At 69.1% G+C, this 22,836-nt stretch carries 22 protein-coding genes and 3 pseudogenes; 15 read left to right on the forward strand and 10 right to left on the reverse strand.

The genetic code is table 11. From position 1 onward, the window contains the following. Nucleotides 1–150 precede the first annotated feature (150 nt). The 4 genes and pseudogenes from ACFYZS_RS04075 (at nucleotide 151) to ACFYZS_RS04090 (ending at nucleotide 3,935) form a co-directional block, all read left to right on the forward strand. Nucleotides 151–1,131: pseudogene (locus ACFYZS_RS04075) on the forward strand (IS5 family transposase). A 108-nt stretch (nucleotides 1,132–1,239) separates the two neighbouring features. Continuing rightward, nucleotides 1,240–1,836 (forward strand): hypothetical protein, encoded by a 597-nt coding sequence (locus ACFYZS_RS04080; protein ID WP_389006521.1) that lies wholly within the window; start codon nucleotides 1,240–1,242, stop codon nucleotides 1,834–1,836. 40 nt (nucleotides 1,837–1,876) lie between these two features. Next, nucleotides 1,877–2,647 (forward strand): annotated as a pseudogene (locus tag ACFYZS_RS04085) (transposase). Between the two features lie 487 nt (nucleotides 2,648–3,134). Beyond that, nucleotides 3,135–3,935, forward strand: coding sequence for a maleylpyruvate isomerase family mycothiol-dependent enzyme (locus ACFYZS_RS04090; RefSeq protein ID WP_389006524.1), 801 nt, complete (start codon nucleotides 3,135–3,137; stop codon nucleotides 3,933–3,935). Nucleotides 3,936–4,311: 376 nt separating this feature from the next. On the opposite strand, the gene ACFYZS_RS04095 is transcribed toward ACFYZS_RS04090, so the two are convergent. Together ACFYZS_RS04095 and ACFYZS_RS04100 are read right to left on the reverse strand one after the other, a co-directional pair. Further along, a complete protein-coding gene (locus ACFYZS_RS04095; protein WP_389006527.1) occupies nucleotides 4,312–5,001 on the reverse strand; it encodes a hypothetical protein in 690 nt (229 codons plus the stop codon). 424 nt (nucleotides 5,002–5,425) lie between these two features. Further along, the gene (locus ACFYZS_RS04100) at nucleotides 5,426–5,707 is read right to left on the reverse strand and encodes a carbohydrate-binding module family 14 protein (RefSeq protein WP_389006531.1); all 282 of its coding nucleotides are present in this window, start codon (nucleotides 5,705–5,707) and stop codon (nucleotides 5,426–5,428) included. Nucleotides 5,708–5,905: 198 nt separating this feature from the next. Here ACFYZS_RS04100 and ACFYZS_RS04105 point away from each other — a divergent pair, with 198 nt between their 5' ends. Continuing rightward, nucleotides 5,906–6,085, forward strand: a complete 180-nt coding sequence (locus tag ACFYZS_RS04105) for a hypothetical protein (protein ID WP_389006534.1) — start codon at nucleotides 5,906–5,908, stop codon at nucleotides 6,083–6,085. Between the two features lie 266 nt (nucleotides 6,086–6,351). Here ACFYZS_RS04105 and ACFYZS_RS04110 read toward each other — a convergent pair. From ACFYZS_RS04110 to ACFYZS_RS04125, 4 genes and pseudogenes are all read right to left on the reverse strand, one after another. Further along, nucleotides 6,352–6,693 (reverse strand): annotated as a pseudogene (locus ACFYZS_RS04110) (DUF6192 family protein); the annotation flags it as partial. 140 nt (nucleotides 6,694–6,833) lie between these two features. Then, entirely contained in the window at nucleotides 6,834–8,165 is a 1,332-nt protein-coding gene (locus ACFYZS_RS04115) for a hypothetical protein (RefSeq protein WP_389006538.1), read from the reverse strand. Nucleotides 8,166–8,261: 96 nt separating this feature from the next. Next, nucleotides 8,262–8,540 carry a hypothetical protein gene (locus ACFYZS_RS04120; RefSeq protein ID WP_389006541.1) on the reverse strand — a complete coding sequence of 93 codons (279 nt, stop codon included), beginning with the start codon at nucleotides 8,538–8,540 and terminating at the stop codon, nucleotides 8,262–8,264. A 6-nt stretch (nucleotides 8,541–8,546) separates the two neighbouring features. Beyond that, nucleotides 8,547–8,732 (reverse strand): hypothetical protein, encoded by a 186-nt coding sequence (locus tag ACFYZS_RS04125; RefSeq protein ID WP_389006543.1) that lies wholly within the window; start codon nucleotides 8,730–8,732, stop codon nucleotides 8,547–8,549. A gap of 316 nt (nucleotides 8,733–9,048) precedes the next feature. On the opposite strand from ACFYZS_RS04125, the gene ACFYZS_RS04130 reads away from it, so the two are divergent. From ACFYZS_RS04130 to ACFYZS_RS04145, 4 genes are all read left to right on the forward strand, one after another. Then, nucleotides 9,049–10,071 carry a helix-turn-helix domain-containing protein gene (locus ACFYZS_RS04130; RefSeq protein WP_389006545.1) on the forward strand — a complete coding sequence of 341 codons (1,023 nt, stop codon included), beginning with the start codon at nucleotides 9,049–9,051 and terminating at the stop codon, nucleotides 10,069–10,071. A gap of 124 nt (nucleotides 10,072–10,195) precedes the next feature. Then, nucleotides 10,196–11,134 (forward strand): LuxR C-terminal-related transcriptional regulator, encoded by a 939-nt coding sequence (locus tag ACFYZS_RS04135; protein WP_389006548.1) that lies wholly within the window; start codon nucleotides 10,196–10,198, stop codon nucleotides 11,132–11,134. 319 nt (nucleotides 11,135–11,453) lie between these two features. Further along, nucleotides 11,454–12,761, forward strand: coding sequence for a serpin family protein (locus tag ACFYZS_RS04140; RefSeq protein ID WP_389006551.1), 1,308 nt, complete (start codon nucleotides 11,454–11,456; stop codon nucleotides 12,759–12,761). Further along, a complete protein-coding gene (locus tag ACFYZS_RS04145; protein ID WP_389006554.1) occupies nucleotides 12,758–13,372 on the forward strand; it encodes a GNAT family N-acetyltransferase in 615 nt (204 codons plus the stop codon). Before ACFYZS_RS04140 ends, ACFYZS_RS04145 begins: the two co-directional genes overlap by 4 nt. Nucleotides 13,373–13,441: 69 nt before the next feature. Here ACFYZS_RS04145 and ACFYZS_RS04150 read toward each other — a convergent pair whose 3' ends face one another. After that, complete coding sequence (locus tag ACFYZS_RS04150) at nucleotides 13,442–14,005, reverse strand: TIGR03086 family metal-binding protein (RefSeq protein ID WP_389006557.1); 564 nt, start codon at nucleotides 14,003–14,005, stop codon at nucleotides 13,442–13,444. A 394-nt stretch (nucleotides 14,006–14,399) separates the two neighbouring features. On the opposite strand from ACFYZS_RS04150, the gene ACFYZS_RS04155 reads away from it, so the two are divergent. Continuing rightward, nucleotides 14,400–14,630 carry a hypothetical protein gene (locus ACFYZS_RS04155; RefSeq protein ID WP_389006559.1) on the forward strand — a complete coding sequence of 77 codons (231 nt, stop codon included), beginning with the start codon at nucleotides 14,400–14,402 and terminating at the stop codon, nucleotides 14,628–14,630. A gap of 552 nt (nucleotides 14,631–15,182) precedes the next feature. On the opposite strand, the gene ACFYZS_RS04160 is transcribed toward ACFYZS_RS04155, so the two are convergent. The 3 genes from ACFYZS_RS04160 to ACFYZS_RS04170 form a co-directional block, all read right to left on the reverse strand. Next, nucleotides 15,183–16,409: a PP2C family protein-serine/threonine phosphatase gene (locus ACFYZS_RS04160; RefSeq protein WP_389006562.1), complete on the reverse strand. Its 1,227-nt coding sequence runs from the start codon at nucleotides 16,407–16,409 to the stop codon at nucleotides 15,183–15,185. A 693-nt stretch (nucleotides 16,410–17,102) separates the two neighbouring features. Beyond that, nucleotides 17,103–17,606: an N-acetyltransferase gene (locus ACFYZS_RS04165; protein WP_389006565.1), complete on the reverse strand. Its 504-nt coding sequence runs from the start codon at nucleotides 17,604–17,606 to the stop codon at nucleotides 17,103–17,105. Between the two features lie 770 nt (nucleotides 17,607–18,376). After that, entirely contained in the window at nucleotides 18,377–19,321 is a 945-nt protein-coding gene (locus ACFYZS_RS04170) for an alpha/beta fold hydrolase (RefSeq protein WP_389006568.1), read from the reverse strand. 90 nt (nucleotides 19,322–19,411) lie between these two features. On the opposite strand from ACFYZS_RS04170, the gene ACFYZS_RS04175 reads away from it, so the two are divergent. The 5 genes from ACFYZS_RS04175 (at nucleotide 19,412) to ACFYZS_RS04195 (ending at nucleotide 22,790) form a co-directional block, all read left to right on the forward strand. Beyond that, nucleotides 19,412–20,002, forward strand: coding sequence for a TetR/AcrR family transcriptional regulator (locus ACFYZS_RS04175; RefSeq protein WP_389006570.1), 591 nt, complete (start codon nucleotides 19,412–19,414; stop codon nucleotides 20,000–20,002). Nucleotides 20,003–20,397: 395 nt separating this feature from the next. After that, entirely contained in the window at nucleotides 20,398–20,787 is a 390-nt protein-coding gene (locus ACFYZS_RS04180) for a VOC family protein (protein ID WP_389006573.1), read from the forward strand. Between the two features lie 134 nt (nucleotides 20,788–20,921). Then, a complete protein-coding gene (locus ACFYZS_RS04185) occupies nucleotides 20,922–21,530 on the forward strand; it encodes an SMI1/KNR4 family protein (protein ID WP_389006576.1) in 609 nt (202 codons plus the stop codon). A 119-nt stretch (nucleotides 21,531–21,649) separates the two neighbouring features. Next, a complete protein-coding gene (locus ACFYZS_RS04190; RefSeq protein ID WP_389006579.1) occupies nucleotides 21,650–22,168 on the forward strand; it encodes a MarR family winged helix-turn-helix transcriptional regulator in 519 nt (172 codons plus the stop codon). Nucleotides 22,169–22,382: 214 nt separating this feature from the next. Next, nucleotides 22,383–22,790: a hypothetical protein gene (locus tag ACFYZS_RS04195; RefSeq protein WP_389006582.1), complete on the forward strand. Its 408-nt coding sequence runs from the start codon at nucleotides 22,383–22,385 to the stop codon at nucleotides 22,788–22,790. The last annotated feature ends 46 nt before the right edge of the window (nucleotides 22,791–22,836 follow it).

A 22,836-nucleotide genomic window follows, 5' to 3' on the forward strand; every position in this document is an offset into this window, starting at 1 on the left:
GCGCCGCATCCCCTTCTTCTGGACGCGAGGAAGACACCGCAGATTCAGGATAGGCAGGTGTGGGTCCGCGCGCACTCTTAGGCGTTTACCGGGATCACGAGTCTGGACGTTCTGCTGCCCTGGCTGGATCCGGGGCGGTAGACAGGCGGGATGGCTCGGGGTGACCTCACGGACGACGAGTGGGCGGTGATTGAGCCATTGCTGCCGCTGGGCGAGCGCGGTCCGATTCCTGACCTGCGGCGACTGGTGAACGGCGTGATGTGGCGGTTCCGTACGGGCAGTCCGTGGCGGGACATGCCCCAGCAATACGGGTCCTGGTCCACCGTCTACGGGCGGTTCCACCTGTGGGCCGGTGCGGGGGTCTTCCAGGCGCTGATGGAAGCGGTGATCGCTGAGGCGGCCGCCCGGGGGCAGGCGGAGCTCGGGCTGGTGAGCGTGGACTCCACGTCTGCCCGGACTCACCACCACGCCGCCGGGATGATGCTGTACCCGGAACTGCTGGAGACGCTGGAGAACGCCGTCGCCGAGCAAAAGGGGCTTCTCCAGAGGGGCAAAACGCCTCGATAGTCGACCGGGACGAGGCGCCGGACGAGGCCCGTGAGGAGCGTTGGCGTCGCAAGGCCCGTCTCCGCGCTGCCAAACTGGGCCGTTCCCGTGGCGGGTTGACCAGCAAGGTGCACCTGTCGGCGGACCGCCGCTGCCGTCCGCCGTCCTTCGTCCTCACGCCCGGCCGGGCCGCCGACAGTCCCCGTTTCGCCGCCGTTCTGGAACGCATCAAGGTGCGCGGGCAGGGTGGGCCGCCCCCGCACCCGCCCCGACGCGGTCGCCGCGGACAAGGCGTACTCGTCCCCCGCCAACCGCGCCTACCTGCGCCGACGCAAGACCCGGGCAGTGATCCCGGAGAAGACCGACCAGGCCGCCAAACGCAAGAAGCGCGGCTCACGTGGCGGACGCCCCGTCAGCCACGATGCGGCCTTGTACAAGGAGCGCAACACGGCCGAACGCTGCATCAACAAGGTCAAGGAATGGCGCGGGCTCGCCACCCGCTACGACAAGACCCCGGCCAGCTGCCTGGCCGGACTCCACTTACGCGGAGCCGTCACCTGGCTCCGCAGCCTCCAGCCCGTCTAAAGATCTGAACTCGGCACACGCCCTAAGGGCTGTCCCGCAATGATCGGGAGGCCCCGTCGGGCTCGAAAAGACGCGATGCCGTGTGAGCAGTGTGTGTACGGTGCCGGAGTGATCGACTTTGATGGCGCTCGGTTGGGTGCGGAGGCCGCGCGGCGGTTGGCGGAGGCAGACTGCTGTGAGATAGCTCCAGGGCTCACGGAGGATGAGTTCAGCCGGATCGAGGCGACCTACGGGTTTGAGTTCTCCCCGGAGCATCGTGCCTTCCTGACGGCCGGGCTGCCGGTCGCCTCACCTCCCGAGGAAGGCGCAACGTGGCAGCAGCCCTGGCCCGACTGGCGTCACGCTGATGAAGGCGACCTGCGCCACCGGCTGGAGTGGCCGGCACGAGAAGTGCTGGGCGATGTCGCTCATGGCAGCTGGCATCCTGCCCTGGGGGTACGTCCCACAGCTGCTGGGGAAGCCGTTGAGGTGGCCCGAGCGGTACTCGCACTAGCGCCACGACTCGTTCCCGTCTACGCGCACCGCTTCATACCTGCGGGGCACGACACTCTGAGACATCCGGTCCTGTCAGTGTGGGGAACCGACATCATCTGCTACGGCCACGATCTGGCCGACTACGTCGACCGCGAGTTCGGCGAGGTCGACGAGGATGCGCCTTGGGCTCCGCAGGCATCCGTGCCGTTCTGGAAGGACTTCCTCGGCTGAGATTGCCCACGGCTGCTGCCGGGCACAGATGATCTCTGTCGTGTCTGGCGTGATCACGGCCTCAGAGCCGTCCTGGATAGCCCCGTTCTCCGGGCTGAGCCCGCATGCCTTCGGGAAGCTGGTGACGGTACTGCGACGCGAGGGTGCGGACGTGGTCCGCAGGGGCCGACCCTGGAGCCTTTCACTGGAGGACAGGACCCTGCTGGTCACGGCCTACTGGTGAACGAACCTGACCATGCGGCAGCTCGCCCCGCTGTTCGGGGTCTCGAAGTCGGCGGCGGACCGGATCATCGACCACCTCGGACCGGTGCTCGCGCTCCAGCCCCGCAAACGTTTCGCCAAGGACACCGTGCTCATCGTGGACGGCACCCTGGTCCCCACCCGTGATCACACCATCGCCGAGCGGTCGAAGAACTATCGTTACTCCACCAACCACCAGGTCGTCATCGACGCCGACACCTGCCTGGTCGTCGTGGTCGGCCGGCCGCTCGCCGGGAACCGCAACGACTGCAAGGCGTGGGAAGAGTCCGGCGCCAAGGCCGCCGTCGGCAGAACACTCACGATCGCCGACGGCGGCTATCCGGGCACCGGGCTGGTGATCCCACATCGCCGCGAGCGGGGCCAGGCCGAACTCCCTGCCTGGAAAGAGGACCACAACAGGTCCCACAAGCAGGTCCGTGCCCGCGTCGAGCACGTCTTCGCCCGTATGAAGACCTGGAAGATCCTCCGCGACTGCCGCCTCAGAGGCGACGGCCTCCACCACGCCATGCTCGGCATCGCACGGATGCACAACCTCGCCCTCGCCGGATAGGTCAGCGGGCCGCACGGCGGCCAGACACGCCCGAGGCATCCGAAGATCATTTACGGGACAGCGCTTAGGTCACGCAACAAGCCCCAAGCAGCCGACTCGGCTACTTCTCAAAACCCCTGCCGGGACAAAACGCTCGTTAAGTGGCTGTTGTTGTTCCGAAGTTGAGGAGTGCTGGTCGAACGGGAGTCACCTGATCTCCCGGCCCGACCGGTCCTCCCCCGCCATCGTGACCTCCGCGTCCATCACATCGAGCGGCAGCATGACCGCGCGCACCGGGTGGACGTCACGTCGCCGAGGTGCCCGGCCGCACGGCGAGGCCAGAGCACCCACAGCCACGACGCCTGGCGTGCCGCCACCACCAGCGTCCTCACAGCAGTGCGCAGCTTGTCACCCGAGCGGTGGGAGGCGAGTACGTCCGCAATGGCCAACCGGCGGCGACTGTGAAAATCGCTGTCCGATCATCGGAGCACGGTGATAGACATCCGGCGTGGAAAAGAATCTTGAGTTCCCTGACCTGTTGCGACTGATCGATGAACGGTCGACCGCCTTCCGCGCCGTGGTCGCTGCCGCGCCCGGTCTCGACGCGCAGGTGCCGACCTGTCCCGGGTGGACGCTGTTCGATCTGGTGAAGCACCTGGGTGGGGGAGACCGTTTCTGGGCCGCCATCGTCGGCGCGGGGCCTGCCGACGCTCCCCCGGCCGAGGCCGTCGCCGCGCGTGCCGCTCTGGAAGTGCCGCAGGAGCGTGAGGCCCTGCTGGCCTGGCTGGACGCGTCGACGCAGCTTCTGCTGGGCGCCCTGCGTGCGGCGGGACCGGAGAGCGGTTGCTGGACGTGGTGGCCCGCGTCGCAGTCACCGCAGACCGCCGGCGGCACCGCCCGGCACCGGGTCCAGGAGACCGCGGTGCACACGTACGACGCCCAGCTCGCCGGGGGCGCTGCGCAGCCGCTGCCGGTCGAGCTGGCACTCGACGGTGTGGAGGAGTTCCTGTTCACCGTCTGCGGAACGCCGAGTGCCTGGCCGCACAAGCCCACGGCCTTCGACTTCCACGCCGCCGAGGGCCGCTCCTGGCGCCTCACCGTCGACGGCGACGGCGCACGCATCACCCGCATCCCCGCGCCCACCGCCGCGACCGGCGAAGACTCGGACGCAGCCGGCACCTCCGTCCACGGCACGGCCAGTGAGCTGGTCCTCTACCTGTACGACCGGATCCAGGCCGACTCCTTGCACGTTGACGGAGACGCAGGGCTGCTCGACCTGCTCCGCGCCTGGGAGCCGGAGGAGAAGTAGGACGTGGCGGGGGCGGTCGGCCGCGCCTCGAGCTGGTAGGCACGACTCTTCGTGCGAATTTGTCCGTCCCAGCGATCACGAGAGCGGCTGCCGTGCATGCGAGCAGGGCCTCTTGGTAGCTCGAAGGGTGTCGAATCCAACGTGCGGTCCAGGAGGCCCTGTTGTCGCATTTCTACGGCAACGCGGGAGTGGGGTCCACGTCAGCCACTCTCGCGTGTGACTGTCTGGCTCACAGGTTCGGGAACGCCAGAGACCACGGGGCGCGCGAGCGCCGGTATCCCACCGACGTGTCGGACGCCGAGTGGGCGGTGGTCCTGCCACTGCTGCCGGTGGCGTAATCCCGGCTGTCTCGGGGTGGGCGACGGCTCGTCGTTGGCTACTTGCGTCGGAGCTGCATCTCGTCGTCGCGGATCCAGTCGTAGTGTCCGCCGCCGGAGCCTGACTGCGGGGTCTCGTAGTAGGTGTGGCCTTGCCATTTCGCCGCGCTGCCGGTGAGTTTCACGCACTGGTTCTTGCGCCAGCGTCCGCCGGCGTCGGTGAAGCCGGTGACTTCGTTCCAGGTTCTGATCCAGCCGGTCAGGTGCCGGTTCGGCTCGCCGTAGACGCGGATGTCGGCGCGCCAGGCACGGGCGAGGCCGACGGTGGCTTTGGCGTCGCAGTTGACGTTCTCGGCGATGTCGCGCAGCTGGGCCAGGTCTACGGTGTAGCCCTCCTGGTATCCGCCGGATTCCTTGCGGACCACCGCGTAGGCGAACTGCTTGTAGACCGCTCCCGGGTCGTTCTCCTTGGCGAGGCTCCAGGACCCGTCCCAGCCGGTGTACCAGCCCGGCGCGTGGCGGTTCTCGTCGATCTCGATGAGGCAGGTGTCCTTGGGGACGGTGGGCACCGTCCCGCCGGCCCTGCGGAAGCCGCCGTCGGAACGCTTGGAGTAGGCGATGGCCTCCATCTTCGTCCACGCCACGCAGGAAGGGGCCCGCTGCTGCTGTTCGGCGACGGACACCGGGCTGCTGCCCAATAGCGCCAGGACGGCCAGGGCCGCCGCAGTCGCAGCCTTGCGGTACTTCACGGATACTCCTCCACGCTCACTGCCGGCAGGACACCATGGCAACCGGCACCAAGATCGAAAAGTTACGGCGGTGCCGGACGCTGCGTGCGCGGGCTCCTGTGGCTGGTGCCCCGTGTCCAAGGCGCTTACCGCCCAGGCCCCTTTCGCTCACGCCAAGGCTTGCCGCTTCCGCCGCCCGTCGGCAGGACATGGTGAGCAGGTGCCGGACGAGCCGTGGATGGCGGGTGTGGCGGCCGTGTGGGCGATGCGACACCCCTGGGGCGTTCTTGGGCTGCTTGCCGGAGCCGGAGCCGGAGATGGATTCCGGGACCCGGTCGCCGCCAGACTTGACGGGACGTGATGGTGCAAGGCCGGCCCTGCCTGGCGAACGCGGTCGCGCTCGGGTTCGGAGCGCGCACCGCGGGTTCCGGGGCTGGCGGGGTTGCTAGTTGTGGAGGTGGTCGCCTTCGACGCGGTTGGCCTGTTCGGGGTAGTTGCAGGTCAGCAGGGTGAGGTCCCAGTGCAGGCCGGCGGGGCAGTCGAAGCGGTAGGCGATGCCGTTGGAGCATTCCCAAAACTTCGTGAAATCGGCGTCCCCGTAGTACTGGTTACCACCGGGGCATTCCTTGGTGACGGGCTGCGGTTCGTCGTCGGCCATCGCCTGCGGCGTGGCCGCTCCGGCCAGGATCAGGCCGACGATGGCAGCGGCCATGCTGAGCTTGTTCATCGAATTTCCCTCCGTTGATCGGATGACGCGTTGATCAACGGCAGTCAATGGGGAGAAGGCACGCGGCCGCCAGACCTCTTCCGGCCGACAAGCGGGGAAAGCCCTCGTCCCTGTGCCCGGCGGTGGGCCGGGATCCAGCGCCGACGCAGAAACGGGCGGGACGGGATAGCACGGATTCCGGCGGGCGGACCGGTGGACGTGCGGCCCACCGAACTGCGCGTGGGGGAACAGGTCCTGGCGGGCGGCCGCCTGGTCGAGATCACCGATCTGCGCTACCGCTACGGAGGCACCCGGACCATGGTCCTGGCCGGCGGGCGCCTGGCCGTCGCGGAGCGCCTGGTGCGCGTCTACCGTCCCCGCACGGTCTGCCCCGTATAGCCGCGCTGCGCCGCGCAAGGGAGGTTCTGACGGGGGCGTGTCTGGCAATGCAAGGAGAGGGCCCCTCTCTACCTGTGGAGGGGCCCTCCTTGCCTATTTCTGATGCTCAATGAGCGGAGTCAGAGGTTGTGCGCCAGAAAGTGAAGTGGGAGTCGATGTACCGGCCCCGCAGTTCCACTTCCGCGGGACCGACGTCACCGGCATCGTGACCCTCAAGGGGGGCACGAAGATCACGCCCGGTGCCCGCGCCGAGATGACGGTGAACCTCATCCCGCTTCACCATCCATGAGGATGGCCGCACGATCGACGCCGACCGAGTCGCCAAGATCAACAAATAGCGAACCGCGCTCGCCTCTGCTCGCCGGTGCGATTGGGCTGGTCCGCTCGAAGTCCTCGCGGGCCTGCCGGCGGGCGGTCTCGTCTGACATCGCTTGCAAGGCGACATCCGGTCGGCGCAACAGGCCGGTGGTCACCTTTGCCGCGACGGTCTCGTCGCGCGTCAGCTCCTCGATGACCCGGACCTTCTGTTCTGGGATGACCTGGGAGACCACGGACGGCCAACGCAGGAAGTCCGACGTCACCGTCGCCGCGACCTCCTCGCCCCGGGCACCGCCGCGGAGCGCACGGTGGCGGGTTCGGGCCCCGCTGGTCGTTCCGCGGTGCCAGCCTGGCTCAACGAGTCGAGCGGCTCCGCTCCACGGTCACGTGGGAGGCGAAGGACGGCCACCGCGGTGAAGGCTGCGGCCGGTTACCACTGGCCGGTGATGGGGGTGTCGCCGGGATTTCCGAAGCGGGTGTTGTAGATGACGGTGGTGGAGTCCTTGGCGGCACCGTAGAAATCGGATTCGGCGGGGCGGTAGACACCGATCTTGTCGGTGCCGTCACCGTTCCAGTCGCCCTTGACGGGGATGTCCCCGGGGTTGCCGAAGGTGGTCTGGTGGTTGACGTCGGCACTCGTGTTGGAGTCACTGAGATAGAACGTCTGGTCGGCGGGGCGGTAGACGCCGATGCTGTCCTTGCCGTCGCCGTCCCAGTCGCCGGTCAGGGGCTTGTCGCCTTCGTTGCCCATCATCACCGTGTGGGCGACCGTGAGGTTGTCGTTGGTGAGGTAGAACGTCTGGCTGGCGGGCCGGTAGACGCCGATGGTGTCCTTGCCGTCGCCGTCCCAGTCGCCGGTGAGGGGGATGTCGCCGGGGTTGCCGAAGGTGCTCTCCATGGTGACCGTGCTGTTGTTGTCGGTCAGCAGGAACGTGTTGGTCCGGGGCCGGTAGACGCCGAAGGTGTCCTTGCCGTCCTTGTTCCAGTCCCCGGTCAGCGGAATGTCGCCGGGATTGCCGAAGCCCGAGTATCCGCCGAGGTTCCCGTTCTTGTCCGACACGTAGAACACCGACTCACCCGGCCGGTACACACCCGCCGTCGCCGGGGTCGCGTCCTCGACGATGTTCTTGTACCGGTACGGAATGTAGGAGCTGGCGTTGCTGAAGTACGCGTAGGGAATTACGCGGCGCACGGCATGGGGCCTGGTCTGTTCGATGCCGATGTAGGACGTCATCGACGAGTCCGTCCAGCTTTCGAAGATGACGACGTGTGAACCGTTCACCGGGTTGGACGCGTTGCGGAACAGGAGCATGTCGCCCTTGCGCAGCTCGCTCTTCGATATCCGGTCGGCGTAGGTGTCGAGGTTGCCGGTCCATGCGTTGGTCCCGAGGTTCCAGGCCATGGACACCAGGCCCGAGCAGTCGGTGCGGTAGCCGTCGCGGTAGGCGCTCTGACTGTAGGGGACCTCGGCGTCGACCCACGTCTTGGCCCGGGCGATGACGGTGCTGCGGCTGATCGGGCTACCGCTCTCCGCCGCCGTGGCAGCCCCGGAGAACACGCCCTTGACACCCTCGCTCTTGAGGGGTCCGGGCTGGCCCTGGGGGCGCTCGACATCACTGGCGACGCCGGGGGCGGCGTTGCTGGCGGCAGGTCCGGCTCGCAGGGAGTCAGCCCCGGCGGGCGCGGCTGCGAAGAGGGCCGTGGCGATGGAGACGGCCACGAGAGTGCCGGTGGCACGGACCGTACTGGTCTTGATGGACAACGCAAGTCTCCTTGGTGAAGGGTGTTTTGTTCCAGGCGGGTGGCGGCGGGCAGCCAACTGCCGTGTCGGCGCGGGCAGCCGGCGTCCGGCCGGCACTCAGCTGAGGAACGTGAGGGAATAGCCGCGGGCGGCCGCGGCGCCGGAGGCGAGCGCGGCGGCCATCAGGCGCTCGGCCCTGGCATGCGCGATGCCGACGCTCGCGGCGCGGATGAAGAGAGTGATCCCGATGCCGTCCGGTTGCGTCCAAGCCCGGATGTGCTCTATTGCGTACTCGGGTGCCGCGTGGGCCCAGAGAGTGTCCGCAAGCGCATGGGCGTGGCTTTCCTCGGGTGCTCCGCCCCCGGTCCGCGTCAGGCTTAAGCCAACGGGCACCATCGTGGGTCAGTCCCAGCCGATGCCGTTGGCAGGCAGACCGCTCGCGGACACGGCAACGCTCCGCTGGGCCATGTCCCAGCCGATGCCGACCGGTGCCGTCGCGGCGCATGCGGCCGGTGCGAGGGGCGCAGCCACCCCGGACACGACAGGGGCGAGGAGAGACGTGGTCAGCAGCCGAGCGGTTCTGGACATGGCGGTACCCCAAACTGGTGGCGTCGGTGTGGATGACGGACACCCCATGACCGGGCCGTCACTTCCCGGACCGGCTGGGACTCGGTGTCCTGCGCCGCCCCGGTGATCATCATCCTGCCACCCGCGGCCCCCCGCCGTAAGCCGCCCAGCCCGTCAGCATCCGGCCTGGCCGTATTAGGACGCGGCCTGCCCCGACCTGCCTGGAACGCCGGGTCTGCGGTCCGGATAATCGACGACGTGGCCGTGAGGATGGAGCACTGTGCGACAACCCGTAGGGGACTGGATCGCTGCCACGCCGAGGTACGGGGGAGAACAGATGCTGCTGCCGGATACATCCGATGCTGTCGAACGCAAAGACCGATTCGATTGGTTCTGTGAAACGGTGTCCAGCGATGTGATGCCCATCGCGCTCAACACCCGGTATGCGGACGACTTCCGGGCGAGCCACATGTCCTTGGACCTCGGCGTTGCACGACTGTCGTCCTTCGCCTGCTCACCGGTCCTCTCCCGCCGCACCTTGGCACACGTCCGGCACGGAGATCCCGAGAACCTGCAGCTGGCTCTGATCACACAGGGCGCCTTCAGGATCTCGCAGAAAGGCAACGCATCAGTGGTCGCGGGAGGCCTCGTACTCACGGACACCTCGCGGCCGAGCGAGGGGGAATTCACCGGCGTGCAGGCCGGGGCGCTGATCATGCAGCTTCCCCGTCAGGCCCTGGCACTCAGCCCGGACCGGGTGGACCGCCTCCTCGCGCAGCGCCTGCCCGCGGGCACGGGATCGGGCGCGGTCCTCGCCGACTTCCTCAAAGTCCTGCTCACGCGCGGCCCGCACTGCCGCCCCGAAGAACTGAGGGCGATGGGGGCCGTCACCCTGGACCTGGCCACCGCGTTCCTCGCACGGCAGCTCGACGACCCCGGCCAGGCACCCGCCGAGGCCCGCGCACAGGAGGAACTGCAGCGGGTCTACCGCTTCGTCGAGAACAACCTCGGCGACCCGCGCCTGACTCCCCGGATGGTCGCCGAGCGGCACCACATGTCCGTGCGCCGGCTCCACGCCCTCTTCGGCGACCAGCCCCTGACCATCGGCGCGTACCTTCGCCAACGCCGCCTCCAGCGCGCCCACACCGACCTCGCGTCCGAAGAACTGAGAGGCCAGCCCGTCCAAGCGATCGCGGCGCGCTGGGGCTTCCACAGCGCCACCGGTTTCAGCCGGGCCTTCCGCGAAACCTACGGCATCACCCCCACCGAACACCGTGCACTCTCCGTGGACACCCCAGCGCACTCAGAGCACAGAAACGCGACACTCGACGAACACACTCCGCCCACCGCCCGCGCCTAGATTCCAAGCCGCCGGACATACCACTGGACTGGTGGCTGATGTGCGGAGCTTGCCGTGAGCTGGGGGCCGATTGATGTGGAGGACGCTGGGACTCGACGGTGTATCGGAAGAGATACACCGGGCCATGTCCTGTGATCCCCAGGGCGGTGTGCAGGAACTCTGCGAACGACTCGGTGTATCCGAGAGCACCGTGCGCGGCGCCCTCGACAGGCTCGCCGAGCTCCGCCTCCTGCGCGCCTCCAGGGACGAAGCCGGTGTGATGCGTCCCGTCAGCCCAGAGCTCGGCCTGGAGCTGCTCCTGCGACGGCAGCAAGAGGAACTGCTGCGCCGTCAGCAGGAGCTCGAACTGACCAAGGCCGCCACGGCACAGGCCATCGCCGAGTACGCCAACCTCAGACGCCGCCCGGCCAGCGACACCCAGCGCCTGGTAGGCCTCGACGCCATCCAGGCCCGGCTGGAAGTCCTCGCGCGGGAAGTGTCCGGCGAATGCCTCTCCGTCATGCCGGGCGGAGCCCAGTCCCCGGCCAGCCTCGCCGCCTCCAGACCCTTGGACGACTCGGCCATGAGCCGGGGAGTCTCCACCAAGGTGCTCTACCAGGACAGCATGCGCCACGATCCCGCGACCCTCGCCTACGCACGGTGGATAGAACAGAGCGGCGGCGAGGTCCGTACGTGTCCGACACTCCCTCCGCGCATGCTCGTCTTCGACCGCGAGGTCGCCTTGGTTCCCATCGATCCGTCCGACACCAAGCGCGGCGCGCTGTGCACGCGCGAGCCCGGGATCATCGCCTCACTGATCGCGCTGTTCGAACAGACTTGGCACTCCGCTGCCCCGCTGGGCGCCGACCGACCCAAGGACACCCAGAGCGGTCTCACCCCCACCGAGCAGGAACTGCTCAAGCTCCTCGCATCCGGCCTCACCGACGAGGTCGCGGGGCGACGCCTCGGCATATCCGCTCGCAGCGTGCGCCGCCAGATGGCCGGTCTCATGCAACGCCTCGATGCATCGAGGCGCTTCGAGGCTGGCCTGAAGACGGCCCTGCACGGCTGGCATCTTCCTTAGCCGCCAGCCTCCCATTCGCACACTTCCACCGCCCGACCCGTCCCCGGCAGTTCCACAAGGCCGACCATGCGGGCCTGGCCACGGCGATCGCCCGATGCCAGCGGCTACTCACCGGCGGCCCTCTTCCGTGCCTGTGCGGGCAGCCCCACGAGGCTCCCCGCACGCTCGGACATGCCACACTCCCCAGCCCCGTCCCGCCGCCGTGCAGTTCGCACTGAACGGCGGCCTCGCCGACGACGTCGGCCACCGGAGCCTGCCGTAGCGGCGACCGGGGAAATCGGCTGCGGCCCGGCGGCGTTCGTCCCTTACGCTCCCGACCATGCGCAACTCGACGATCCGTGCGGTCAACCGGCTCACCGCACGCTGGGCCGAACAGGCCGTCGCCGGCGACACCGGCACGGTCCTCACGGCCGTGGGGGTCTGGCCCCTGCTCGCTCTCCTGGCCGACGGCGCGGCCGGCCCCGCCCGCGGGGAACTCTCCGAAGCCCTCGGCATATCCGCCGACTCGGCGGCCGCGGCCGCACGCGAACTCCTCGCCGACCTGTCCGGCGTACGGGGCCTCCAGACGGCCACGGGGCTGTGGGCCCTGCAGGAACTGCCCCTGGAGCAGCGGTGGCTGGACGCGCTCCCGGGCAGCGCGCACGGGCTGCTGACTGGTGACCCCGACACCGACGCCAAAGCCCTCGACGCCTGGGCCTCCGAACACACGGGCGGCCTGGTCGAGCGGATGCCGGTCGACTTCCCGCCGCCCCCCGCGCACACCCAGCTGGTGCTCGCCTCGGCGCTGACTCAGCGGCTGCGCTGGATCCAGCCGTTCCGCTCGGGGATCGTCGAGCCGTCCGAAGGCCCCTGGGCCGGACGGGGCCTCACCGCGCTGCGCCGCAGCACCACCCTCCTGGACCGGGTCCGCGTGGCGCAGACCCCGTCGGGTCCGGTCACGGTGCTCGAGGTGGTCGGCGACGGCGGCGTGGACGTCCACCTGGTGCTGGGCGCACCCGGTGCATCGCCGCGCCGGGTGCTGTCCGCGGGGGTGGACGTGGTGACCCGCGCGCTCGCGGCCACCGGCGCGAGCCTGCTGCCCGAGGGGAACCCGGGTCCCGGCCTGCGCATCGGGACAGTCCTGTCGCTGGATCCGCAGCCGTATCTCCACATCCAGACGACGGCCTTCGACGTGACCGCCGAGCACGATCTCCTCGACCATCGCGGCCTGTTCGGCCTCGCCTGCGCCTCGGACACCGACGCCGGCCACTTCCCGGGGATCAGCCCCCGCCCCCTGGCCGTGGGCTCGGCACGCCAGTCGGCGATGGCCCGCTTCCACGCCGAGGGCTTCGAGGCCGCGGCCGTGACGGCCGTCGCGGCGTGCGTCGGCGCGGCCGCACCGCCCCGGTTCCGCTACCGCACCCGGCAGGCCGAGGTCTGCTTCGACCGCCCCTTCGGCTTCCTCGCCGTCCACCGCACCTCCCGCCTGGTGCTCGCAGCGGGCTGGGTCACCGATCCCCTGCCGTACGAGGAGCCCGAGTACCCCGAGTACGAGGAGTGGCAGAAGCGGGCCGAGGAAGAGGCAGCGGACGCCGAGTGGGAGGCGGAGCAGCGGGCCTCGGCGGAGCGGGTGGAGGAAGCGCAGTGAGCGTCGCCGAGGGCTCCGGCGTGCCGGAGGAGAGGCCGGGCCTGCGCATCCGGCGGAGGGCCGAAGACGATGTCGAGGCGTGCCTGCGCGTCCTCGCGGAGGTCCACCGGCACGATGGCTACCCCCTCAACTGGCCTGCGCAGCCCGGTGCCTGGCTGTCGGACGGCCCCCTGCTCGGCTCCTGGGTGGCCGAGCTCGACGGCCGCCCCGTCGGGCACATAAGCCTGTCGCACGCGGCCGCGGGCGATTCGGCCCCCGCCCTGTGGAGCGGGCGGACCGGCGCGCCGCGGGAGGCGGCCGCCGTGGTCACCCGGCTGTTCGTCTCCCCCGACGCCAGGGGGCACTCCCTCGGCGCCCTGCTGGTCGGGCGGGCAGTGGAGGAAGCCCAGCGGCACGGACTGCATCCGGTGCTCGACGTCCTGTCCGGCGATGCCGCCGCGGCAGCCCTGTACGAGCGGCTGGGCTGGGAGCTGATGGACACCGTCGAACAGCAGTGGAGTCCGCAGCAGACGGTGTACGTCCGGTGCTATGCCGCCCCGCTCGCCGCCCGGTGGGCCTCGGCCAGCGCCCGCGTTTCGCAGAAGGACGGGACGCGGCCGGTGCATCTGTGACTGAGCGTCGTAGTTGGTCCCGTCAGCCGACTACGACGCTCAGGTCAAGTCCTGTCCCGGATGAGCGGGTCAGACGGTACGGCCGAAGTACGCGGCGAGCCGGTCCGCCGTCGGGGCGTCGTCCGCCGCGGGCTTGGCGGGGCCGAACATGCCGGTTGCGGGGCGGACCTCGTCGGGAAAGTTCCCGTACCAGCCGGCGAAGGCGGCCTGGACCGCGTCCGGGTCGCCGGTGCGGTCCTGGCCGGTGGCGGTGGCCAGGTCCCAGCTGTGCAGGACGGCCTCCAGCAGATGCAGGTCCACGATCCGCGGGCCCATGCCGCCGCCCGGCAGCGGCATCTGCCGCTCGAAGGCACCGTCGGTCTCCCACGCGGCGAGCACTTCCTTGGCGCCGCGGGCGTAGACGCCGCCGGGCCGCTCATCGCCGATCTGGTCGCGGGCGAAGAGGGAGAAGTCCGGGCCGCCGCCCTGCGCCAGGGTCACGTAGTACGGGTTACCGGCGACCAGGTGGTTGGCCAGGGCCCGCACATCGAAGTCCTCACACGGGGTGGGCCGGCCGTACTGGTCGGGCGTGACATTGCCCAGCAGCCCGGCGGTGTGGTTCAGGGCCTGTTCCAGCAGCACGATCTCGGACACGGTTACGCCTTTCCTCGGAAGATTCCGAGAAGCCCATCGCGGCCGCGGAGCAGCAGGGCCCGCTGGTCGGGCCCCGGCGTCCATCGGAAGGCCAGGCGGCCGGACCAGCAACTCCAGAGTGCATGGACTTGCGGACAGGTTCTGTCCGCAAAGGCTCTCGGCCGTGACGAGGCCTGTCGGATGCCCTCCGAGGGCCCACACCGCGTCCCCGAGAACGCACTCAGCCTGACCAGCTGACCGCCGGCCTACAGGCGGCGGCCCCCGCGACCAGGGTGCCGCCGAGCCGTGGAACCGCGCGTTCGGGCGAGCTCGGCGTGCGCGCCGCACGAGCAGGGCACAGTCTGTCCGCGCCGGGCCGCCACAACGGCAACCCCGCAGACGAAGAGGAGACGTCATGGCCGACAAGCCGGATGAGAGATCACGCAAGAGCATCGAGGAGATGTACGACTACACCACGAGCATCCTGAGCGGATCGGAGGACTACTCCCTCTTCGGCGTACCCGTCTTCGAAGGCTGGTACGACGCCGACGGCAACCCCTGCACCATGCAGAAATACAAGACGGGCCCGGACGGCAACCCCGTACCCATCGACCCGAAAACCCCGCCACCCATCCACCGGCCCTGAAGCGTCCCCTCCGTGCCGCCCGCGCCCACTGCGGCGGGCCGCACGGAGCCATCCGCCTCCCCCGGCGCCGTGCCCGCATCAGGTGACCCTCAGCCGGTGTCGACTTCCCTGCGGTAGGTGGTGGCGGAGTGCCTGACTCGCTGTCGGCGGAGCGCAGAACCGCCTACGCGTCGCCGGGCTGCGGCCTCGTCCTCGGTGGGCGTGTCGCCGGTTGACTTCATGGTGGTTCGCAACGTCGCCAGCGAGGAGGACACCCTCCGGGCGGTCATGCCACCCGGAGGGGTCGCGGGCAGTCTCGGGTATCGCCGCCCACCACGCCGGACGGCCGGACCCGGCCCGGCTCGGCATCAACGCGGCGATCCAGGTCGAGATGCCGGCGAGGCCGATCTCCTTCCGTCCGAGTCCGGCGGTCAGCCGTTCACGGACGGTCGCGTGCTTGGCGCGGGTGCGGTCGGCGAATCGATGTCCGGTAGGCCGGGGTGCTACTGCTTCCACGGGCCGAACTGCCAGGCACACACCACTGAGAATGGATCATTAGCAGCTTCGAAGCGTTCAGTCGGGAACCGCGAGGTGGTCGGCGGCGCCCCCACGCCATTCGATCATGAAGAGGGTGGCGTCGTCGCTGGTGTGCCCGCCTCGTTCGCTCTTCAGCGTGTGGGAGAGCCTGCGCAGGTCTGCCCGCATCCCCTCTGACGGCTCTTCCCCGAGGCGGTTGACGCAGCGGATGAGGCGTACCTCGCCGAACAGTTCCCCGCCGGTGACGTGTTCTTCGATGATGCCGTCGGTGTAGCACAGCACGCGGTCGCCCTGTTGGAGTGTGTGCTCTCTGATCCGGGGCTCCTCGCCGCCGAAACCGACGGGCAGCGTCGTCGCACTCTCCAGCTGCCGCAGGACCTTGCCTTCGCGGATCAGCAGCGGCGCGGGGTGGCCCGCGTTGACCAGCTCCAGCTCACCGGTGGCGATGTTCAGGTGCATCAGCTGGGCGGTGACGAAATGGTCGGGACCGAACTGCCGGGAGATGGCGTCGTCCATGTACGTGTACTTCTCGGCCAGGCTGACGAACACGCGCCGGGCGTGGCGGTAGGCGCCGATGGCGACGGTCGCCATCGCGGCGGCCTCCAGGCCGTGGCCCATCGCGTCGATCACGGCCATGTGCAGGATGTTGTCGTTGAGGGCGTAGTCGAAGCTGTCTCCGGCGACGCGGTAGGCGGGCTCCAGAATGCCGGCCACCGCGACCTGGGGCACTGTCATCGTCAGCGGCGGCAGCAGGCCCCACTGGATCTCCGCGGACACGCTCATCGGCTCCCGGCGCCGGGCCAGGAAGAACTGGTCGGTGTAGGCGCTCTTGGTGACCAGCAGATCGGCGGCCAGGCCGGCGAGCCGGCGCAGCAGGCGCCGGTCCTCCTCGCCGACTTCGTCCAGGGTGAGAACCATGACACCCACCGTGTCGCTGCCGTCCAGCAGTGGCAGGTACATCCGGACGCCCCCGCGAGCCAGCGACACCTCGACGGCCTCACCGCGCAGAAACGCCCGGCCGGCAGGGGAGTCGAACACCGGCTCGGGCTGACTGACGTGCAGCTTCCTGCCCGGAAGCGGCACCAGCAACTCCTGCGCGTAGTCCTGGAGCAAGATGGAAACGTCACGGCCTCCGACCCTGCCCACCTCCTCCGCGATCAGCGGGGCGATCAGCTGCGGCGGCAAATGTGGCGCCCGGTCCAGCAACAGGCCGAGCAGGCGCTCACCGAAACCCTCCGACCGGTCCACCCTCTCCTCGTCCATGACCTGCCCCGCCACCTCATTCCTGCCCGCCCACGCGCCGGTCACCGCCTCGCCACACCGTGACCCGGTCAGCCGCCGGAACGGCTCATTGCGCCATGCGCGGCATGTCGGCCCACGCCGACCGCGGGGAGGGTCCTTGTCCTGTCCCCTGTCGCCGTAGTGGAAGGTCAAGCTGCTGGAGCGCGGGAGGCTGCTCATCGGTCAGCCGACCATGGCGCGGGCGGATGCGCACCGGGGCCGGGTGCGTTCCTCGGCGCCCAACTTGGCCACCACCCTGCTCGGCGCCGCCCTCGGCCTGCTCGGCCCGGCCCAGCCCCCGTGCCCAGGCCCCGCTTCCGCTCGGGGCCGGCGTCCCGATGGTGCTGCTCGCGCTCGACACGTTCGGCGCGAAGCCGTACGACGCTTGGCTCCGCGCCCGCCCGCCTCCTGGGAACGGCGGGTGCGTCGCTCGGCGAAGTCCACAGCCGTCACCACCCCGGCCCCGTCCTCGACTTGCTCACCGCCCTCACTCAGCCCCTGCGGGGTGACCCTCAGCATCGAGTTGATCGCCGTCACCCCAGGCTCCGCGCGAATCGCATTCGGCACATGATCACGACCGGAAAATGGCCGAGCAACGCATTTCCTGCCGGCGGCCCCCTACTGTCGCGAACAGCACCGGGCAAAGACGGCTCCCGATGCTACGACAAGAGCTGCTTACGCATCGGGGTGCTCTGGCAGGGTGAGCCAGTCCGACCAGGAGATCTCTCGGCCGAGGAAGCGCGGCTGCTCGAACGGCCAGTCGGCGGCGATCCACTGCGGCACCAGCTCGTCGAGGGCTCGCTCGACCTTGCTGTCCGCCAGCTCGTCCACCACCCACCAGGAGATCTCGCCGTCCGCGCCGGCCCTCTCCGGTGGGTCGATGTAGACGCAGCCGAGCAGAGCTGTCTCCGCCTCGTCGAACAGCGCGTAGTTGAAGGACTGGTGCGCGGCGATCTCCTTCTCGTGCCGCAACAGGTCGGCCTGGTCGGCCTCGTAGGTCATGGTGGCAGCGGGCCACCCCCAGGCTGGACCGAAGATGGTCCACAGCCGCTCGCGCGAACCCATCACAGCCGGATAGTCGAGCGGGGTGTCCGTCTCCCGGATCGGCCGCAGGTGATGACCACTGCCCGGCAGCGGTACCAAGACGGGATGGACGAAGTTATCGGGGAGCCAGCTCATAGCGCCCGACCGTAACAGCGCGCGGCCGTCCGCTCCCCTGGATTTTCCCCGTATGCCGCCAGGCCCTCCTCTCACGCCGGGCAGTGCCCGCGATCACCCGATCGAGACGCCCGTTCCATCGACAGACTCCGTGATCGGTATGGCACCGGCCTCTGCGCCGAAGCAATGCCGTGACCTGCTGATCAACCCACTTCATGGTCGACCGCCGGGTCGGGGCTGAGCCAGGAAGGTCCTGAGCACTCCCGCAGCCAGACCGACGAAACCCCAGCTCCCTTCTCGCCCGCATGACCCTCCACCACGCCCGGCTCGAGATCGAAGCCTCGGCGGTCGCCGAACCGTACGCCGCTCTGGTCGCCGCCGCGCGCTCCGAGGCCGGCCTCCCGAGGCGGGGCAACAGCCGCCGGTCGACACAGACAGACCACCTGTATCGAGGCCATGCGCCAAAACCTCTGACGGTTACGTTCCGTACAGGGTGTCGCGCCGGCCCTGTGAGCCCGCTCCGCGCCTTCTTCACGACCGCCGGAGAACACCGACTGACCTGAGGCCGGTTGGCGACCGGCAACGCGAAAGTGCCTTCTGATCCGGGACGATCAACCTTGTCGAGGGGTTCTTTCGGTCCAGGCGGAGGGCACTTTCTACGTGCGGGAAGGGTACCGGTTCGCGTCCCAGGCTTCATGTCTCCGCCGACGGGGCGGGAGTGGTGGATCATGCCGGGGCATTGCTGCTGGCTGATCTCGCCGGCTTCACCGGACTGGCCAGCGCGTCATGAACTACTCGGCACGCTGGTGATCGACGAACGCGGTCAACACGTCCACAGTTGCGTCGGGCTGCTCGTCGGGGATGAAGTGTCCGGCTTGTGGGATGACGACGCCGGTCGCGTTCTTGGCCCACGGACTGAGGGAGGCTCCCATGTCGGGGATCGAGCCGTGGGAGCTGGAGATTCCCAGGACCGGGACGGTCAAGTGCCCCCGTTCGAGGGCGTCATGATTCCTACGCGCTGATTCCGCGGCGTCGCGGTAGTAGGCGAGAGACGCTGAAAGCCCTCCCTCGGCCGCGATGGCGGCGGCGTAGTGGTCGATCTCGGCGCCGTCGAAGGTGTTCGGGGACAGAGCTTTGACCTTCAAGAACCAGCCGACGTAGTCACGCTCGCGGCCGGTGAGCAGGGTCTCGGGCAGTTCGGGCACCAGGTGGAAGGCGAAGTGCCAGGTCTTCCAGGCCCGGTCGGGGTCCGTTGGGATGGAGTCCGGGAGGGTGATTCCGGGAATGCCGGCGTCAAGCAGCGCGACACCATGCAGGCGCTCTTCGTACTTCAGGGCGAGCGAGAAGGCAACCCAGGCCCCGACGTCGTGGGCGACGAGCCAGCACTTCGGCACATTGAGCGAGGTCAGCGCGGCCTGGACACGCGAAGCGACGGTGTGCGTGTCGTAGCCCCCTTGAAGGCGGTCGGAGTGGCCCTGTCCCGGCAGGTCGATCGCGATCACGTGGAATCGCTCGGCAAGACCTGGCATCACCTTTCGCCAAGCCCACCAGGTCTGCGGGAATCCTGCGAGCAGGACGACTGTGGGACCGGCCGGCCGGCCGCCTTCCACGGCATGGAGTCGGATTCCTTCCGCATCGACCCAGCGGTGGGAGAAGCCCGCAAGGTCGTACAACGGCAGCCCGGGGACCGGGTTCTGGTCACAGGAGCGGTCCGGGGCTATGGCGTCGTCGGTCATGTTGTGAGCCTACTGCATCTTGAACTGACCAGTTCAAGATAGGATGGGCGGGGCCACAACGGCTGGTACAAGGAACGAGGTGCATGCGTGATGGCCGGGAAGAAGCAGTTCGACGTGGGCGTCGCGCTCGACGCGGCGATGATCCAGTTCTGGCGGGCCGGATACGCCGACACGTCCCTCGACGACCTCTCCAGGACGACCGGATTGAACCGCAGTTCCATCTACTCCTCGTTCGGCGACAAAGACTCGCTCTACCTGCGCTGCCTGGACCGCTACGCCGCGCGGTACGGAAACTGGTACGACCAGGCGCTTTCATGTGCGTCCGAGGACCCGCTCCAGGCCGTACGAGCGTTCTTCGAGATCACCCTGCAGCGCATCGCCGACCCTGACGTACCTGACGGATGCCTGATCGCCCAGACCGCGATGGCGGCACCGACACTCAGCCCCACCATCGCCGCACGCGCGAACGAAGCTCTGGACTTTCAGCATGCGCGGCTGCGGACAGCCCTGAAGGCCGCGCGGTTGACCGAAGGCGATGCCGACGACTTTGCCGTCCACATAACGGCGGTCAACCAGTCGCTGGCCGTGATGAGCAAGACCGGGGCGAGCCGGAAGCAGCTCCGCACTGTCATCGACATCAGCACGAGCGCGCTCGCGCACGCCCTGCACGCCCGGAGCTAACCTCGCCGTTTCGCCCGGGTACGGTGGCCGTTGGGGCGGAGACGTGAAAGTACCTGCCTGACTTGGGACGATGAACTCCGCCCAGGTCAATGACTCGCTGAGCGAGCGGAATCCAGGAGAGCACTACGGCGTCGCCCAATCTGCGCTGAAGGAGGCCCGGAACTGGCGTGGCCACGCAGCTCTGGCTCAAGCCGAGCAGCACCGGCGCCGCATCCTTGCCAAGACGCACCCCGACCTCCACCAGGCCGAAGTCGCCTCCCGCGTTGTCCGCTTGAACAGGAACACCGGACGGGCTTGACCCAGAGGAGACCGCCTAAACCCTTACCCGCAGATGACGACGACGCTGCGGCCGCGGGTGCGACGGCCGGCGCGGCCGCCTGCCGATTCGGCTGCTGTTGCTGGGCTTCGGCAAGGTCCGCGCCTGCCACGACCCGGAGCGGCTCGCCACCTTCTGGTGCGAGGTCCTGGATTTCAAGGTGATCGACCGGGGCGAGGACAGCGTCGAGATCGGCTCCTGGGTGCCGACCATCGAGGATGTCCAGGCCCGTCAGATGCCGACCACCCTGGTGTTCGTCCGGGTGCCGGAGGACAAGACCGTGAAGAACCGGCTCCACCTCGACGTCAGCCCGATCGACGCCAGCACCGAGGACGAGGTGACCAGGCTGCTCGCCCTCGGCGCCACCAGGGTGGACGTGGGCCAGGGACCGGGCCGGAGCCGGGTGGTCATGGCCGACCCCGAGGGCAACGAATTCGATGTCCTGCGCTCCCTGGCCCCGCGGGACTAGGTTCTGTCTCCTTGGTCGGCACCGGCCCTGATGCTGACCAAGGAGATGCCTGGCTTGCCGACCCCGGAAGCCGGGCCATCCGAGAGATGATCGATGATTGGGCGCCCTGCATCGTTCCATCAGTTTGAGGCGCCATGACCGACTACCTGCGGGCCGTCATCGACATGATCGGCCCCTCGGATGACCGCTGTACCGACTCTGTCGCCTGGCTGCGGCTGGAGGGTGAGCTGGGACGGTCGCTGCCTGCGGACTACAAAGCGATCGCCGATGAGTACGGAGCCTGCCAGATCAACCATCACCTCTACTTGGACCGCCCGACGGATGGCTGGCGGGATCTCGGCACGTGGATGCGGCGTACCTCCCAGCTGTGGTCTCAGGAGGAGGTAGTGAGGCAGGGAGTGGAACCCCATCTCGACCCCCGGGTCATCTGCGGCCTTCCGACCATCACCTTCGGCACAGCCCAGGGCCTCATCCCTCTCGCCGGCACCGACCAGGGACACCTCATCTTCTTGGCACCACAGGTCCACGAGGTCCCAGACGGGATCGCAGTCCTCAACAGAGAAGGCGAGTGGACCGGCTACGCCCTGCCCTTCGCCGAATGGCTGTACCGCTACCTGACCGGTGAGGAGATGTGCGGGTGGAACAGCGCGGTCTTCCATCCCGGCCCCGTGCATCGCGAACACCTCCCCACCGGACCAGGACAGCAGACGCGTGTCGTCCACGGTCCACCCCGAGGCATGTAGGACTGGGCCGTCGAAACTCCGCCTCGCGGTCGAGGGCGGGTGGACGGCCGCCTTGTCGACCCTGGGGCGGTGTTCGCGGCGCCTTGACAACCCAAATGATTAGCCGCCATATTATGTGCATGACGAGGGACGGCATCGACGGCGAGGCACCCACACTGGACCAGGCCAGGCGGCAGGTCGAGCACTACGGCCTCGAGGTCGATCCACAAGCCGTACTGGTCGCGGTGCGGCTGATCTCGGCGGGCGCGAGGGTCGGCCGGGCAGCCGAGGCCCACTTCGCCAGGTTCGGCCTGTCGACCGGGCGCTACCGCCTGCTCGCCGACCTCGAAGACCACGGCGGGGAGAAATCCCCCTCGCACCTCGCGGCCGACCTCGATGTCTCCAGGGCCACGGTCACCGGCCTGCTGGACGGCCTCGAACGCGAGGGCTTGATCGCCCGCCGCCCGTCCACGGAGGACGGCCGGGGCACGGTGGCCGTTCTGACCGCGCGCGGTGCGCAGCGCCTCCACGACATGGCGTCCGAGCATTTCGGGCGCCTCGAGGCGATGGTGGGCGGGCTTTCCATCGAGGAGCGTGCGGTGTTCCTGGATCTGCTCGCCCGCGTCGTGCGCGGCAGTGCGGCTTTGGCCGCCGACTGACCCGACCCTCAACCAGTTTGGCCCCACCCTCCGGGTAGGGCCCTTTTTACGACGCAATAGTTAGCTGCCTAATTATGTTGTCGGCGTTTGCCCTGCCGTATCCGCCGCACCCCTTCGCTTCCCTCACACGCACGAGAAAGAGGCCAGCATGCCCGCAACAAAGGACAGGACCAGCCGAAACCGGGCAGCCTCCCGGACAACCAGACCGTTCACCTTGTGGCGCGAGGTGCTGACCGCCTACGGCGCCCCCGCGGTGATGGCCGGTACCGCCGGAGTGGTCACCGGGCAGCAGGACCTGGCCGTGGCCGCCTGCACCTCCATCGCCGGCACCTCCGCCGTGGTGGCGCTCCTGGTCGGCACCTGGCTGCGGCACGGCGGGCATCCCCGACGCTGGACCACCACCATGCCGCGCGTCGCCCTGACCGCCGCACTCGTCATCACCGCAGCCGGCACGGCGGCCCTGCTGGGATGGTTCACCGCCCAGTGGCTACCCGCCCACAGCCCGATTCCCGCCACCCCGTGGCTGGAGCGCCTGCGCATCGATCTGCCCGTCTCCGCGGCCCTCGCCACCACCATCGTCACCCTGCGCTGGCGCAGCACCACCACAACATCCCCGGCATAGCCCTTCCAGGCACCGGGCCCACCCGCCCCACGGGCCCGAGTCCGAG

It is taken from the genome of Streptomyces sp. NPDC001903 (assembly GCF_042891345.1).
Classification (GTDB): domain Bacteria; phylum Actinomycetota; class Actinomycetes; order Streptomycetales; family Streptomycetaceae; genus Streptomyces.